The organism is Natronorubrum tibetense GA33, assembly GCF_000383975.1.
In the GTDB taxonomy this organism is placed as follows: domain Archaea; phylum Halobacteriota; class Halobacteria; order Halobacteriales; family Natrialbaceae; genus Natronorubrum; species Natronorubrum tibetense.
Genome location: NZ_KB913017.1, coordinates 1,485,691 through 1,499,950, shown reverse-complemented (window position 1 = coordinate 1,499,950; position 14,260 = coordinate 1,485,691). Strand labels below are relative to the sequence as shown.

Below are 14,260 nucleotides of genomic sequence, written 5' to 3'. Positions count from 1 at the left end.
ATACGTCGGGTGCGGTGGGTAGTCGGGAACGCGAGACCGTTTCGGTATTGTCGTACGGCGATTGTCCGCCGTTTTAAACGCCCAATCCTTCTTCGTCGATGAGATCCCCTGCTTCCTGGAGATCCATGTCGAACCCACTGAGATCGAACTCCGGTGGATTGATGTCCTCGAGGTTGGGGAGTTGGCCGACGTACTCGACGCCTTCGATGACAGGATACTCGCCGTTGTCCTCCATCATGAGTTCCTGTCCCTCCTCGGCCAGCAGGTGACGGACGAACTCGGCGACGAGTTCGGCGTCGTTGACTTCGTTCAGGACGCCCACACCGGCGACGCTGAACAGACAGCCGGCGTCGTTCTCCGTGAATGTCGTTCTGATCGGTGCGTCGTCGTCCTCGTCGAGGATTCGTGCGGCGTAGTAGCTGTTGCCGAGTCCGACGATCGGATCGTCGTCGCCGCCCTGATTGACGGCGTTGGCCTGATCGGAACCGCCTTCGAAGACCTGTGCGTCCTGCTCTTCGGCCATCGCTCGAACCCACTCGCGTGTTTCCTCCTCGCCCTCGAGTTCTACCATCGCCTGAATGAATCCGCGGAACGTCCCGGAGTTGGGTCGCGTTGAGATGATTCCCTCGAAGCGCTCGTCAGTCGCGTACTCCATGATGTCCGTCGGCAGGTCCTCCCAGTCGTCGAACTCCGTTTCGTCTAACCGGTCCTCGTTGTACTGAATCGAGCGTGTTCGGCCAGTAATGCCGGTCCAGTACCCCTCGTTGTGCTGGTAGCTGCTGGGGACTGCCTCGAGGATGTCCTCCGGGAGTTCCTGAAGCACGTCGTTGTTGTAGAGTTCGTTCAGTGCACCCGGGTCCTGCGAGTACATCAGGTCTGCTGGATGCGTTTCTTCTTCGAGAATCTGGTTGACCTGGGTGTCATTATCGTCCCAATCAACGCTGACGGTGAAATCGTCGTACTCCTCCTCGAGCGCCTCGAACACTGCGGAGATCTGATCGGGAGTTCGACCGGAGTAGATGGTGATCTCCCCCTCGAGATCGCCGAGGTCGTCCCAGCTGGCAACCGACGAGCCGAGCGGTTCTTCCATCGGATCGGTCTCGACGAGGGGTGTATCGTCGAAATCGTTGCCGAGACAGCCCGCAAGTCCCGCGATGCCGGCTGCAGAGACGCTTGCCGTCGCGAGGAATCGTCGTCGGTCCATTGCGGTTCGGTGCGTTGGCGTGCCGTTGTGCTGTTGCATATCTAGTTTTAGGTCGGCCTAAAACACATATAGCTTCCGATTATTCTGGAGATTCTGCACGAAAAAATGTGCTAGCGGGAGCTGTTTTTCGGCCTTCGTCCGATGCCCACGGAGTTTCGGCCAACCTAAACCTCTCCGTTCACACTTTTTTAGGCCTACCTAAAGAGTCTGTCGATGATTCCTCCGTTCGTGAGCTGAGCCGTCGCGTGGCTCGAGTCGAACGCATTTTGGCACCCGAGCGCCACGTTGTGCGTATGAGCGTACGCGAAGAGTTCGACGACTGGGCGGCGAGCGGCCGCGACCGAGGGATGGAAGATCGCCACTGGCACACCGCGAAGCACGCGCTTGCACGCATGCCGGTCGAGTCGGGCGACACCGTGCTCGATCTCGGCTGTGGCAGCGGCTACGCGGGCCGTGCATTGCGGGATACCAACGACGCGGGCCGCGTCTACGGACTCGACGGCTCGCCCGAGATGGCGCACAACGCGGCGAGCTACACCGACGACCCGCAGGTCGGCTTTTTAGTTGGCGACTTCGATTCGCTTCCGTTGGCCGACGACTCGGTCGACCACGTCTGGAGCATGGAGGCGTTCTACTACGCCGCCGATCCACACCACACCTTAGAGGAAATCGCCCGAATCCTCCGTCCCGGTGGCACGTTCTACTGTGCGGTCAACTACTACGAGGAAAACGTCCACTCCCACGAGTGGCAGGAGCGGATCTCGATCGAAATGACCCGCTGGAATCGCCGAGAGTACCGCGAGGCCTTCCGCGAGGCGGGTCTCTACGTTGCCGAACAGGACAACGTTCCCGACCGCGAGACGACGATTCCGGATGCCGACGAGTTCCCGACCGACAACTGGGAGCGCCGCGAGGCGATGGTCGAACGCTACCGCGAGTTCGGAACCCTGCTGACGGTCGGTGTCGCACCCTGATTTTCGCAGACGCCCGGTTTCCACTCGACGACCCTGCCGTCTCACAACCACCTCGCTTCGACTCGAGTCGCACCCTTGTCGGGCGATTTTGCGGCTGTAGCTCGACTCGAAGCCACCCACCCCTCACCCCCGTCACCGATCCGAACTCGTTTGGCTACTCGAACCGTTCGCCTGCGGGAATCGTGATCTCGAGCCAGTTTTCTTCCGGCGGGAGCGGACAGTCGAACGTCTCGCTGTAGGCACAGAACGGCGTGTACGCGAGGTTGAAGTCGACGACGAGTTCGTCGCCCGAATCGAGGTCCCGATCCGGCGCCAGTTCCATGTACCGGCCGCCGTCGTAGCTCTGCTGGCCGGTCGTTTTGTCCCGGAACGGGACGAAAAGCGGCTCCTCGTTCGGACTCTCGAGTTGGTAGGCCGCGAGTTCGTAGCTGCCGTCCGCGAGATCTTCGTCGTCCCGATTTAGTTCGAAATCGAGGGTCGCCACGCGAAGATACCGCATCTCCCGGCCAGCGGTCGTGTCCATCAGGACCACTTCGGGATCGTCGTGGCGCTCGACGGTGGCGGTCACGCGGTAGGTCGGGTCCGGGTCGAAGTACTCCAGCCCGTCGAACCCGTCGCGCTCCTCGGGTGGAATCGGGGACTGGGGGTGCTCTGCGAAGAAGTCGTCTTTTTCGGTCCGTTTCGACTCGAGTTCCTCGCGCCAGCGCTCGATGTCGATAGCGTCGCTCATAGCGAGCGTAGTCGACCGAACGGGGAAGGCGTTGCGTTTCCGCCCGCCCGTCGCGAGCCGTCGAATCCGGTTCGGGTTTCGGACAGGCGAAAAAACTGAGCGGCGTCGAACGGATCGCGTTGCGCGTCGGTCGCCGTCGGCAGTTGGAACCGGACCGTTATTCTTTGATTGTCAAGATGCCGTTCTGTGCCGAGACGTCGCTGGCTTCCGGCGGCAGTTCGAACTCGTACTGCTCGCCGTCGGCGACGATGATGGCCGTCGAGCCGAAGATATCCATCGAGATATCCGCGGCCGCGTTGCCGAAATCGACCGCAATAACGCTGCCGTCGTCGTACTCGAAGGTACGGACGACAATGTCGTCTCGGTCGACGTTCTTGAGGGAGCGGGGGACTTTCATAGGTGATACTAGGGTCTCGGACACTTAAAGAAGCACGCTGGCAACGTCCGGCCGCCGGACTGTCCTGGAGTTTATCAGTAATGGCGCGGCCACAGTCCGTCAAGGATATGCACGACCGCTGCGGAGTACGGAAAGCATGACGGACTGGCGATCGATCTTCGGCCACAGACAGCCCTACGACGAGCAGGTCGACGGTATCGAGACCACCATCGACACCGCTCGAGACGACGGCTACACCGTCATCGAGGGAGCCTGTGGTACGGGGAAGACGATGATCGCGCTCACCGCCGGGATCGACCTGGTTCGCGATCCCGACAGCGACTACGAGCGCGTCTTCGTTCTCACGAGCGTCAAACAGCAACTGCGCCAGTTCGAAGCCGATCTCGAGACGATCAACGAGAACCTGCCCGCCGACTGGAACCCGATTTCGGGACTCACACTGGTCGGAAAGGCCGATGTTTGTCCGTACAACCGCGAGGGTGCGGCGGGGATCGACGATGGCAACGTCTACGATCGCTGTGAGACCTTGCGGGACCGAACCCGGGACCTCACCGGCGAGGCCGGCGAAACGACCGCCCAGAACCTCGCGGCACGCGCCCGCAGCCAGCAGATCGGGTTAGCCGATAGCGGCAGTCAGGGTGGGACCAGCAGCCGTTTCCTCGAGACGGCCGGCGAACCGACGCCGTATGCACCCGACCTCCCCGAGTATGGCGAGGGCGGTCCTGTCGGCGCCGAAACCGAGTACTGTCCGTTCTACGCGCAGTACCTCGAGGACCTCCCCGAGGAAGGCAGCGACGGCGACGCGGTCGAAGCCGTCCCCTACGATTTCACCGAGGCGGGGATGATCACGCCCGAGGACCTCGTCGCGCGGTCGGTCGCCCACGGCACCTGTCCCCACTCGGTGATGGGAGCCGTACTGGGCCATGCCGAAGTCGTTCTCGGAAACTACTACCACGCGTTCGACCCCCGTACGACTGGCTCCTTTACCGGCGCGCTGCTCGACGACTCGACGTTTGTCGTCTGTGACGAGGCCCACATGCTGGAGCCGCGCGTGCGCGATCTCGTCAGCGACGGCATCAGCGATACGTTCCTGCGCGACGCCGAAACCGAACTCTCGCGTGTGATCCAGCCGATCAAATTCGAACGCGAGGGGCGAAACGCACAGGGTGGCTCGAAAACCGCCGACGCCGACCTCGTGCGGGCCGAACTCGAAGATAGCGACGTCACCTTCGAGGAACTGAATCGCACCCTCGAGTTCGTCCGGGACCTCCGGAGCGAACTCGACCGTCGAGTGACGGCCTATCTCGACCGGAACCACAGGGGGTGGGAGTCGGATCCCCACGACCTCCACGACGAGGAAATTCCGCTTCGCGACCCCGCTGAACCGGCCGAGGACGAGCTGACCGAGTGGGCGAGAGACGCCGGCTACGGCGACGCCGACTGGGTTCGAGCCGACTCCGTCGGGGCCGTCGTCGAGCGAATCCTGAACGAGGCCGAAGACGAGGATCGAACCCGCGCGGCCCCTGCCGTCGGCCGTGTCCTCGGCGAGTGGTACCGCTGTAATCACACCGACTACTTCCGGGAGATCGAACTCGAGCGCACCTGGGACGACACCGAACCCGCCGACTCCTGGCGGCGAGCCTACAACGCCAGACTCGCCCTGCACAACTGCGTGCCCAGCGACGCCATCGGCGACCGACTCGCTGCCTTCGGCGGCGGCATCCTCATGAGCGCGACGCTGGAGCCGATGGACGCGTTCACCGAAGTGACGGGACTGGACTACCTCGAGCGGGAGGAGGAGCGCCCCGTCGTCGAACGGCGCTACGGACTGCACTTTCCCGCCGAAAACCGGGAGAGCTTCGCGGTCGCCGCATCGAAGTACACCTACGACAACCGCGGCCGGCCGGGGGACGACAACCCCACCCGCCGGCAGTACGTCGACGCAGTCACGAAGGTCGCCCGCCTGTCCGGCAACGTTCTCGTCGGCATGCCAAGCTACGCCGAGGCCGACTGGATCGCGAGCGAACTCGAGGACCGTCTCGGAAAACCTGTCCTGTTAGACGCGGCGAGCGACGACGAAACCACTCAGTCGCTCAAAAACGAGTTCTTCGACGGTGGAGGGAAGGTCCTCGTTACGAGTCTCCGAGGCACCTTGACCGAGGGCGTCGACTACAGCGGCGACCGCCTCTCCGCGGCCGTCGTCTGTGGCGTTCCCATCGTCAACACCTCGAGTCCGCGCACGAAGGCGGTTCGCCGGGCCTACGACGACGAGTTCGGGGACGGCTTTACGTACGCGCTGACGATCCCGGCCGTCAGGAAGGCTCGACAGGCGATCGGCCGCGTCATTCGCAGTCCCGAGGACGTCGGCGTTCGTGTCCTCCTCGACGAGCGCTACGCTCGCGATAGCTGGGATTCCGTTCGGCCGTATCTGCCCGACGACGGCGAGTTCCAGCCCGTCAGCCCGGATATGCTCGGGATGGGACTCGAGCGGTTTCGGGACCGACTCGAGTAGCTATTCGCGGGTTGCCGTCAGTCGGATTGGTGGATTGTTACCGTCCTCGTCACGGACGTCTCGGCGTACAGCGAGTACAGCAGGATTGCGAACCCACCCGCAGTGAACGCACTCTGGATCGTCACGCCGAGCGCCACGTTGCCGCCGACGAGGTGGGCGATGGCGCCGCCAACCGAGCCGGCGACGATGAAGCTGAAGCCGAGCGCGACCGCACGTAGTGCGGCGGAGCCCGTTCGTCGAAACGCACGGTACGCGAGCGCTGCAACGGCGCCACCGGTGAGCAACGTCGCGGTGTTCGCGCCGGCGATGAGGAGTGTGTATTCGTCCATGGTCGATCGCTGAGTCCCTCGTTCGAGCCACCGATCGGTCGTTGGTTCGGTGGTCGAACACCGCTCGGATGTCGTCCACTCCGTCGCTATCGTACTTTAGTGAATGTGCCAGTTCCCAGTCCGAGGGAACGATTGTGAAGGGGCGACAGGGTCGCTACTGGTCCTCGAAGCGGTCCCCGAACCGTTCCGTCCAGTCATCGAGCCACTGGTCGAAGTGGCCCCGAAGTTCGGTGTAACTCGTCGTCACCGACTCAGTGGGTTGACGGGCGGCTTCGCCGAACTCCGGTGGGAGGGTGACATCTTCGACGGCCGGAAACTGGACGTTCCGCCGGGCGAGTTCCAGCTGTATCTCTGGCGAGAGTACATGTTCGAGAAACGCGTAGGCCAGATCGGGCTCCTCGCTCGTTTCGAAAATTCCCACCCCCTCGGGAACGGCGTACCCTTCGTCGTTCGGGAACGCGACACGGTGGCGTTCGGGCTCGTAGCTTTCCGTGGCCGCGAATAGCGGATCGGTCGAGTAGGAGACGACCATTGGCCGCTCGGCCTCGAGGTACGCACCGTAGTAGGCGTCGCTCCAGGAGTCGTGAACCTGAACGCCGTTCGCGAGGAGTTCCTCCCAGTACTCGAAGGCGGTCTCCGCGTCGGCCGACTGGATCGTCCACAGCAGGAACGCCTGCCCTGGATTCGAGGTGACGGGATGTTGGGCCAGCAGGTCGTTCTCGTAGGCCGACCCGAGCAGGTCGTCGAACCCGTCGACTGGCCCGACTTCGGTTTCGTCGTAGACGAGGCTGACGTAGCCCGTATCGTAGGTCAGCGAACGATTGTGCGGATCTCCGAGTGCGAGGTCGTCCCGGATTCGTTCGTGGCCGTCGATTCGCTCGAGATTGAGTTCACGGAGAAGGCCTCCGTCGCCGATCCGGTCATCGATCCGTGCTAGGTCGCCAACGGTGAACCCGAAGAGCACGTCGACGTCGATATCGGCGTCGTACTCGCCCCGCCGGATGTAGTGCTGGAGACCCGTGTTCGGGACGACCCACTCGAGTTCAGCGTCGGGATACTCCTCGACGAACGTTTCCTCGAGCCACGGCCCGGCCGGGTTCTGGCCCGTAACCATCGAGCCGTAGGTGGCGATCCGGAGGGTGCCCTCGTAATCGGGTTCGTCGGGTTCGGGATCGCCGTCTTCGTCGCCGTTCGGCGGGTCATCGTCGCCGTTGCGGGTTAGACAGCCGGCGAGACCGACGGCTGTCCCCGTTCCGACGCCGATGGTCCGCACGACCGTCCGCCGTTTCATTCGGTGGGGGTACGTCGTGAAGACGTAAGTCTCGTTCCCAACGTCTAATTGATCGTACATGTTTTCGGAATTTCTCCCGATCCGAAAGGTTTTGCTCCCGCAGTGTAAGCCATAGCTGTGACATCGAACGCCACTGCACCCAGAAACCGCCGGTACGTGCTCGCCGGTATCGTCGCGCTACTCGGACTCGTCACGGGTGCGATCTTACTCGAGGTTCTCGGGACGATTCTTTTCGCACTGACGGTGGCGTACGTGCTGATGCCGGTACAGGCCTGGCTGGTCAGACGCGGACTCTCGGAGTGGCTGGCGGCCGTCGGGGCGACGCTGATCGGCTTTGTCAGCGCCGTTGCAGTGTTCGCACCGATCGCCGTCACGCTCTATTTCCGGATCGATCAGGTGATCGGTGTGATCGAGGGGATTCCACAGGAAGTCCCGATCGAGGCGCTCGGCATGGCGTACACGGTCGAGGTCGCCGAAGTACAGTCCGTCGCACTCGACTTCTTGAGCGGGGCCGCCGTCTCCTTCGCCTCGGCACTGCCGGTGCTCGCGATCAAGTTCGCGCTGTTCGTTATCCTGCTGTTCGCGCTCGTGCTCAAGGGTGATGCGGCCGGCCGGGCGGCCATCGCTCCGGTTCCACACGAGTATCGAGATATTATCTACGCGCTTGCCGAACGCACGCGCGAGACGCTGTACGCGATCTACGTCCTGCAGCTCGCGACATCCCTCGCCACGCTGCTCATCGGCTACCCGCTGTTCTCGCTGCTGGGCTACGAGGCGGCCTTTACGCTCGCGATCATCGCCGCGATCCTCCAGTTCGTCCCGATTATCGGGCCGAGCCTGCTCATCGCACCGATCGCGCTCTATCACGTCGCGGCGGGCGAACTCACCGCGGCTGTACTCGTCGGCGTTCTCGGCATCACCCTCGTTGCCTGGTTCCCCGATATTGGCATCCGGCCGCGCCTCGCCCACCGCTCCGCCGGGCTTCCCGGCAGCCTCTACTTCGTCGGCTTCACCGGCGGGCTTTTTACGCTCGGGCCGATCGGGATCGTCGTCGGACCGCTGATCGTCGCGGTTTTCGTCGAAGCCGTCGACCTGCTTGCCGACGAAGTCAACGGGGACGCGACCTTCTCCGAGATCGTCGAAGCCGACCTCGAGGAGCCACCGGGCGAGGACGCGGCGTCTAGATCCGGTACCGAGACCACGATGACGTCGCCGGAGGAATCCGGATCGCGACCGGCCGACGATTGATTCACCCGCCGGCCGGTGTTGCGGACGGGGACTCCCCCCATTCGTCCGACCACCGTTATTTTTCTCCGTCCCCGTCGTTCGTTCGGTATGGTCAACAGCCGGACGCTCGTCAACGCGCTCATCGGTGCCATCGTCGGCGTCGTGCTCTCGTTTATTCCGCTCTCGACCGTTCTCGGTGGTGCTGCCGCGGCCTTTCTCGAGGGACCGGACACCCGCGACGGAGCGATCGTCGGCGCGCTGGCGGGAGCGATCACGTTCCTGCCGCTCGCCGGTCTCGCGATCTTCGGACTTGGGGTGCTCGGGTTCGGGATGGGGATCGCTGCGGTCCCGTTCGAGGGGTTCGCGCTCGTGGCATTCGTCGTCCTCGCCGCCGTGGCGTTCCTGTTTCTGTACACCGTCGGCCTCTCCTTGCTCGGTGGCTATCTTGGGGCGTATCTCGCCCAGGAGTATCCGAGACAGCACGCTCGAACGCGAGCGGCGATCGGGCTGTCGTCGGATCGCTCGGAATCAGTCGCCCGGACCCGTTCGTCCGGATCACAGTCGGATTCGCGACGGAGACTCGATCCAGAGATGGACCGCCGCGACGCACGTGACTCGAGGCGCGACCGCGATACCGAACGGGACCGACGCTGAGTTCCTTCCCTCGCCGGCGTTCCGCGTCACTGTCACTCGTATCTGAGCGCGTCGATCGGGTCCGTTCGGGCCGCTCGCCACGCCGGATACAGCCCGGCGGCGATCCCGACGAGTACACCGACGGCGATGGCGAGCGCGACGTACTCGTAGGGGTAGATCAGCGGGAGGTCGATATACCACGCGCCCAGATAGCCCGTGACGAGACCGAGCAGCGTCCCGAGGATCGCGCCGACGATGCCGAGGACCACCGACTCGGCGAGGAACAGTCCCAGAATCTCCCGGTTCTGGGCCCCCACGGCTTTCATAATCCCGATCTCGCGAGTTCGTTCGGTCACCGAGACGAGCATGATGTTCGCGATGCCGATCGATCCCACCAGCAACGAGATCGCTGCGATACCGACGATGAAGTTCTGTAAGAGGTCGAGAACGTCCTCGAGTTGCTGGAGCAACTCCGCGCTCGTCTGCAGCGTTATCTCGAGATCGTCGCCCAGAAGTTCGCTCGCGTCGGATTCGTCGCTTTCGAGGTAGGCGATCGCACTCTCCTGGGCGCGGTCGATGTCCGCCTCATCTGCCGATTCGGCCTCGACGACGATGGCGAGGAAGAGCGCGTCGTCGGGCCCGTCGGGATCATTGGTCCCGTTTTCGTCCCCATCGTCGCCGCCATCACTGTTTTCGTCGGCACCGTCCCCGTCACCACCCTCACCACCGCCACCCGGAACCGCTCCAGCAGCGTCCTCGGTGTAGAAGGGGTCCGTCGGGACGTAGACGCGCGGCGACGGTTCGAACCCCTCGAACGGGCTCAGTCCTTCCGAGCTGTCGGTGATCCCGACGACGGTGACGGTCGTCTGCTGGCCGCCCTGTAACGCGATGGTTAGCTCGTCGCCGACCTCGAGGTCCTCCTCGAACTGGCCGGCGACGGCCGGGTTGACGACGGCCTCGCGCTCGCCCTGCTCGAACTGGCGGCCATCCTCGAGCGTGCTCTCCCTGATGTAGGGCGGCCCGGCAGCGACGAGGGCGTCGCTCTGGGGAGATATCTCTCCCTCGTAGACGAGTGCTTGCGTCGATAACGGCATATAGCCGTAGGCGGCGTCGATATCTCCGTCGTCGTCCAGCGCGTCGAGGTCGTCCTGGCTAAAGACCGGTTGCGCGCCGGCGAGCGGTCCGCCCTCGGTGTCGGGGTCGGCGGCCCAGCCGTAGCTGTTGCGCTGGTCGTCGGGACTGATATCCCCGATGATACCCGCCTGTAGGCTCGCCCCCAGCGTAACGAACGCGATCACGGCCGCGATACCGATCACGATGCCGAGCGTCGTCAGCGCCGAGCGCAGTTTGTGGCCCCGAATCGATCGCCAGGCCAGCCGTAGACTCTCGGTCGGTCGCATCAGTGACTCGCCCCGCCGGAAGCGTTCGCACTCGAGGACCCGTCGTCCGCTCCGACCGTTCCGTCGCGTTCCGCACTATTTCCGCCCTCACGTTCCCCACCGTCCACGTCGTCGCGTTCGGCACCGTTCGCGCTGCCGAGTTCCTCGATCCGCTCGAGCTTCCCGTCTAACAGGTGGACGATGCGTTCGGCGCGCTCGGCGACGTGGCGCTCGTGGGTGACGACGATCATTGTCGTTCCGCTGCCGTGGAATTCCGCGAAGAGTTCGAGAATGTCGTCTTCGGTGTCCGTGTCCAGGTTCCCCGTCGGCTCGTCGGCGAGGACGAGGGCGGGGTCGTTGACGAGCGCCCGGGCGAGCGCGACGCGCTGGCGCTGGCCGCCCGAGAGTTCGTTCGGCAGGTGGTCGGCCCGATCGGCGAGTCCGACGCGCTCGAGCAACTCGCGGGCCCGTTCGCGACGCTCCCCGCGGCCGACGTTCTGGAAGAGTTGCGGGAGGGCGACGTTCTCGAGGGCGGTCAGCCGTGGCATGAGGTTGAACGTCTGGAAGACGAACCCGACCGTCGTTCCGCGGAGGGTCGTCCGTTCTCGGTCGTCGAGCGTCGCCACGTCCGCCCCGTCGACGACGACTGTCCCCTCCGTCGGCGTGTCGAGGCAGCCGACGAGGTTCATCAGCGTCGACTTCCCGGAGCCGCTCGGTCCCATAATCGCCGTATAGGATCCCTGCGAGATATCGAGGGAAACGCCGTCTAACGCGTGAACCGGCTCGCCGAGCTGGTAGGTCTTGCGGACGTTCTCCAGGGAGACTGCCGTGCCGGTGTCGTCTGTGTCGGGTTTGTTTCCGGTTCCCGATGTCGCCATAGGTGGTAAACGGCAGCACCTGCGAAAAAGGTACAGCCGAACCAGACAGTCGCCGGTTGCGATTCCGGGATGAGACGCGGGCCGACGAATCGGTGGAGACTACCCTCGAATCGAACTCATAAAATCGAGCCAGCGCTCGTGATCGTCGAGTGCGGCCGAGCTTGCTTCGGCACCGAACCGCTTTCGACGCAGGCTCCGGAGGACGCTCTTCGCGCGGTCGATACCGACGATCATCTCGACGAGTTTCTCGGCTTCCTCACGGTTGATCGGTGCCGACTCGAGTCGCTCGACGAGCCGTTTTCGTTCGGCGGTCAGTTCGCGTTCGGTCTCCCTGACCAGCGGCTGGACGTCGTCCGGGATGCCCTCGACCTTTCGCGTCTCGATGACGAACTCCTCGAGGGGGAGTTCGTCGTCGCCGACGGTGATCGTCTCGGGGAGCTGTTGGCCGATGGTTGCACTCTGTCGGTTGGCGCGCTCGAGCAGGTCGCGTCTCTCCGTCCGGCTCAGTTCGTCGCTGGCTGGTGGCATGTGAATCGAAGTGGGTGTTGGATCGGTCGACGAGTCGTTACCAGTCGCCGCCGGCCGCCGCTTCCGTCGGCTCGTCCGGCGTCTCGTCGCCGCGGATGATGAAGTAGGCGACGAGCGCCACGAGCCCGAAGATGAACGTGAAAAACGTCAGTCCGGCGGTTCCGATCGCCCACAGGATCTCGTTGTTGTCGCGTTTCGAGGCATCCTTGTACACCCAGTAGCCGATGACGACCGAGAGGATCAGGAAGATCGCGGTCGAGACGAGGATGAGCGTGGCTCGCCCGGCCGCTCACTGGCCAAAACTGTTAGATGAGAAAACTTATATGTATATTGAGCTAAAATCGGTATAATTAATACCGTGACTGCTATCGATATCTCCAACGCGACGAAACGATACGGGGCCGAAACGGCCCTCGACGGTCTCGATCTCACCGTCCAGCGCGGCGAGATTTACGGCTTCCTCGGCCCGAACGGCGCGGGCAAATCGACGACGATCAATCTGCTCCTCGATTTCATCCGTCCGACCGAGGGCGAGGTGAGCGTCTTCGGTCTCGACGCTCGCGAGGACACGCTCGAGATCCGAACCCGAACCGGCATCCTTCCGGAAGGCGTCGAGACCTACGACCGGCTGACCGGCCGCAAACACGTCGAGTTCGCCATCGACTCGAAGGGGGCGGACGACGACCCGGACGCCCTGCTCGAGCGGGTCGGGATCGCCGACGCGGCGGACAAGAAAGCCGGCGGCTACTCGAAGGGGATGAGCCAGCGACTCATGTTTGCGACGGCGCTCGTCGGCGAACCCGACCTGCTGATTCTGGACGAACCCTCGACGGGACTCGATCCGAACGGGGCCCGAGAGATGCGCGAAATCATTCGTGAGGAGAACGCCCGCGGCGCGACCGTCTTCTTCTCGAGCCACATTCTCGGCCAGGTCGAGGCGATCTGTGACCGCGTCGGCATCCTCCGAGAGAGAGAACTGGTCGCCGAAGACACCGTCGACGGCCTTCGCGATTCCATGCCGGAACAGACCCGGCTTCGGGTGCAGGTCGATCGAATACCCGAGGACTCCTCGGCGGCGCTCGAGACCATCGAGTCGGTCGACGGCGTCTCGGAGGTGTCGGCAGACGGCACGACGCTCGTCGTCACCTGCGAGGACCGGGCGAAGACGAGCGTTCTCCGTACGATCGAGCAACAGGGCGTCTCGATCGAGGACTTCGCAACGGACGAATCCTCGCTCGAGGACCTGTTTATGGCGTACACATCCGATAACCGGACGGAGGTAACTCAATGAGTGCGCTCGCCGTCGCGAAGAAGGACTTCGCCGACGCGGCTCGCTCGCGCAAGCTGATGGTGCTGACGGCCGTCTTCGCGCTCTTTACGCTCGGCGGCGCGTTTCTGGCCTCGTGGGCCGGCGATCTCTTCGCGGAGATGGAGGGTGAGGGCGCGGAGACGACGATGGATCTCGTCTTTGCGTTACAGACGCCCGCGGGCTACCTCGTGCCAATCATCGCGCTGGTGATCGGCTACGCCGCCATCGCCGGCGAGCGAGAGAGCGGGAGCCTGAAGTTCCTGCTCGGATTGCCCCATACCCGTCGCGACGTCGTGATCGGCAAGATTCTCGGCCGCTCGGCGGTCGTCGCCGTTTCGATCCTCGTCGGCTTTCTCGTCGGCCTGATCGGGCTGTTCGTCTTCGTCGGCTCGGTCTCGATCGTCGACTACCTCCTGTTTACCGTCGTGACGATCCTGTTCGGGTTCGTCTACGTCTGTATCGCCGTCGGCCTCTCCTCGATGACCGGGTCGACGACCCGGGCGGCGGCCGGCGCGTTCGGGCTGATCGTGTTCTTCTGGTTCCTCTGGAGTTTCATCTCCATGGGGATCCTCTATCTCGTCGAGGGTTCGCTGTGGATGGAGGAACATCCCGACTGGTACGTGAGCCTCCTCTCGCTGTCGCCGGACGCCGCCTACGGTTCCGCGATCGCCGCCGTCTTCGGCGAAGGGCAGTTTACGATGGCCACCGCCTACGGCGTCGAGAACCCGCCGCTGCTCGCTGAGCCCTGGTTCGGCTTCGTCGTGCTCGCGGTCTGGGCGCTCGTTCCGTTGGGGATCGGCCTTTGGCAGTTCGGTCGCGCCGACCTCTAAGGCTCCTTCGAACAGCCGACCCGAAGCGCACTCGAGTCG

General features: G+C 63.8%; 15 protein-coding genes. 6 read left to right on the top strand and 9 right to left on the bottom strand.

Annotated elements, in window-relative coordinates; all coding sequences use genetic code 11:
- Positions 1 to 73: 73 nt before the first annotated feature.
- The gene (locus NATTI_RS0107800) at positions 74 to 1,243 is read right to left on the bottom strand and encodes an extracellular solute-binding protein (protein WP_027119095.1); all 1,170 of its coding nucleotides are present in this window, start codon (positions 1,241 to 1,243) and stop codon (positions 74 to 76) included.
- Positions 1,244 to 1,497: 254 nt separating this feature from the next.
- On the opposite strand from NATTI_RS0107800, the gene NATTI_RS0107795 reads away from it, so the two are divergent.
- A complete protein-coding gene (locus NATTI_RS0107795) occupies positions 1,498 to 2,178 on the top strand; it encodes a class I SAM-dependent methyltransferase (protein WP_006092817.1) in 681 nt (226 codons plus the stop codon).
- A gap of 154 nt (positions 2,179 to 2,332) precedes the next feature.
- Here the strand turns inward: NATTI_RS0107795 and NATTI_RS0107790 are convergent, their stop codons facing one another.
- Together NATTI_RS0107790 and NATTI_RS0107785 are read right to left on the bottom strand one after the other, a co-directional pair.
- Positions 2,333 to 2,908 carry a DUF1684 domain-containing protein gene (locus NATTI_RS0107790; protein WP_006092819.1) on the bottom strand — a complete coding sequence of 192 codons (576 nt, stop codon included), beginning with the start codon at positions 2,906 to 2,908 and terminating at the stop codon, positions 2,333 to 2,335.
- Positions 2,909 to 3,065: 157 nt separating this feature from the next.
- On the bottom strand, positions 3,066 to 3,305 hold the full coding sequence (locus tag NATTI_RS0107785) for a DUF7127 family protein (RefSeq protein ID WP_006092820.1): 240 nt from the start codon (positions 3,303 to 3,305) through the stop codon (positions 3,066 to 3,068).
- Positions 3,306 to 3,441: 136 nt separating this feature from the next.
- Between NATTI_RS0107785 and NATTI_RS0107780 the strand changes: the two genes are divergently transcribed.
- Complete coding sequence (locus tag NATTI_RS0107780) at positions 3,442 to 5,817, top strand: ATP-dependent DNA helicase (RefSeq protein ID WP_006092821.1); 2,376 nt, start codon at positions 3,442 to 3,444, stop codon at positions 5,815 to 5,817.
- A 17-nt stretch (positions 5,818 to 5,834) separates the two neighbouring features.
- Here NATTI_RS0107780 and NATTI_RS0107775 read toward each other — a convergent pair whose 3' ends face one another.
- On the bottom strand, positions 5,835 to 6,146 hold the full coding sequence (locus NATTI_RS0107775; RefSeq protein ID WP_006092822.1) for a DUF7521 family protein: 312 nt from the start codon (positions 6,144 to 6,146) through the stop codon (positions 5,835 to 5,837).
- A 154-nt stretch (positions 6,147 to 6,300) separates the two neighbouring features.
- Entirely contained in the window at positions 6,301 to 7,497 is a 1,197-nt protein-coding gene (locus tag NATTI_RS0107770) for a thiamine ABC transporter substrate-binding protein (RefSeq protein ID WP_006092823.1), read from the bottom strand.
- 51 nt (positions 7,498 to 7,548) lie between these two features.
- Here NATTI_RS0107770 and NATTI_RS0107765 point away from each other — a divergent pair, with 51 nt between their 5' ends.
- Both NATTI_RS0107765 and NATTI_RS0107760 read left to right on the top strand, forming a co-directional pair.
- Positions 7,549 to 8,685: an AI-2E family transporter gene (locus NATTI_RS0107765; RefSeq protein WP_193787800.1), complete on the top strand. Its 1,137-nt coding sequence runs from the start codon at positions 7,549 to 7,551 to the stop codon at positions 8,683 to 8,685.
- An 87-nt stretch (positions 8,686 to 8,772) separates the two neighbouring features.
- Entirely contained in the window at positions 8,773 to 9,318 is a 546-nt protein-coding gene (locus tag NATTI_RS0107760) for a DUF5518 domain-containing protein (protein WP_006092825.1), read from the top strand.
- Between the two features lie 32 nt (positions 9,319 to 9,350).
- On the opposite strand, the gene NATTI_RS0107755 is transcribed toward NATTI_RS0107760, so the two are convergent.
- The 4 genes from NATTI_RS0107755 to NATTI_RS26465 form a co-directional block, all read right to left on the bottom strand.
- Complete coding sequence (locus NATTI_RS0107755) at positions 9,351 to 10,697, bottom strand: ABC transporter permease (protein WP_006092826.1); 1,347 nt, start codon at positions 10,695 to 10,697, stop codon at positions 9,351 to 9,353.
- Positions 10,697 to 11,554: an ABC transporter ATP-binding protein gene (locus tag NATTI_RS0107750; protein WP_006092827.1), complete on the bottom strand. Its 858-nt coding sequence runs from the start codon at positions 11,552 to 11,554 to the stop codon at positions 10,697 to 10,699. Before NATTI_RS0107750 ends, NATTI_RS0107755 begins: the two co-directional genes overlap by 1 nt.
- Before the next feature lie 99 nt (positions 11,555 to 11,653).
- Positions 11,654 to 12,082, bottom strand: coding sequence for a DUF5788 family protein (locus tag NATTI_RS0107745; protein ID WP_006092828.1), 429 nt, complete (start codon positions 12,080 to 12,082; stop codon positions 11,654 to 11,656).
- A gap of 37 nt (positions 12,083 to 12,119) precedes the next feature.
- A complete protein-coding gene (locus NATTI_RS26465) occupies positions 12,120 to 12,296 on the bottom strand; it encodes a hypothetical protein (protein WP_006092829.1) in 177 nt (58 codons plus the stop codon).
- 144 nt (positions 12,297 to 12,440) lie between these two features.
- Between NATTI_RS26465 and NATTI_RS0107730 the strand changes: the two genes are divergently transcribed.
- The gene (locus tag NATTI_RS0107730) at positions 12,441 to 13,373 is read left to right on the top strand and encodes an ABC transporter ATP-binding protein (protein WP_006092830.1); all 933 of its coding nucleotides are present in this window, start codon (positions 12,441 to 12,443) and stop codon (positions 13,371 to 13,373) included.
- On the top strand, positions 13,370 to 14,221 hold the full coding sequence (locus NATTI_RS0107725; RefSeq protein WP_006092831.1) for an ABC transporter permease: 852 nt from the start codon (positions 13,370 to 13,372) through the stop codon (positions 14,219 to 14,221). The genes NATTI_RS0107730 and NATTI_RS0107725 overlap by 4 nt, the downstream gene beginning before the upstream one ends.
- The last annotated feature ends 39 nt before the right edge of the window (positions 14,222 to 14,260 follow it).

What these genes read in the sequence shown, in the direction of transcription:
- NATTI_RS0107800 (WP_027119095.1), bottom strand. Translation starts at nt 1,243, where the DNA reads ATGCAACAGCACAACGGCACGCCAACGCACCGAACCGCAATGGACCGA.
- NATTI_RS0107795 (WP_006092817.1), top strand. Translation starts at nt 1,498, where the DNA reads ATGAGCGTACGCGAAGAGTTCGACGACTGGGCGGCGAGCGGCCGCGAC.
- NATTI_RS0107790 (WP_006092819.1), bottom strand. Translation starts at nt 2,908, where the DNA reads ATGAGCGACGCTATCGACATCGAGCGCTGGCGCGAGGAACTCGAGTCG.
- NATTI_RS0107785 (WP_006092820.1), bottom strand. Translation starts at nt 3,305, where the DNA reads ATGAAAGTCCCCCGCTCCCTCAAGAACGTCGACCGAGACGACATTGTC.
- NATTI_RS0107780 (WP_006092821.1), top strand. Translation starts at nt 3,442, where the DNA reads ATGACGGACTGGCGATCGATCTTCGGCCACAGACAGCCCTACGACGAG.
- NATTI_RS0107775 (WP_006092822.1), bottom strand. Translation starts at nt 6,146, where the DNA reads ATGGACGAATACACACTCCTCATCGCCGGCGCGAACACCGCGACGTTG.
- NATTI_RS0107770 (WP_006092823.1), bottom strand. Translation starts at nt 7,497, where the DNA reads ATGTACGATCAATTAGACGTTGGGAACGAGACTTACGTCTTCACGACG.
- NATTI_RS0107760 (WP_006092825.1), top strand. Translation starts at nt 8,773, where the DNA reads ATGGTCAACAGCCGGACGCTCGTCAACGCGCTCATCGGTGCCATCGTC.
- NATTI_RS0107755 (WP_006092826.1), bottom strand. Translation starts at nt 10,697, where the DNA reads ATGCGACCGACCGAGAGTCTACGGCTGGCCTGGCGATCGATTCGGGGC.
- NATTI_RS0107750 (WP_006092827.1), bottom strand. Translation starts at nt 11,554, where the DNA reads ATGGCGACATCGGGAACCGGAAACAAACCCGACACAGACGACACCGGC.
- NATTI_RS0107745 (WP_006092828.1), bottom strand. Translation starts at nt 12,082, where the DNA reads ATGCCACCAGCCAGCGACGAACTGAGCCGGACGGAGAGACGCGACCTG.
- NATTI_RS0107725 (WP_006092831.1), top strand. Translation starts at nt 13,370, where the DNA reads ATGAGTGCGCTCGCCGTCGCGAAGAAGGACTTCGCCGACGCGGCTCGC.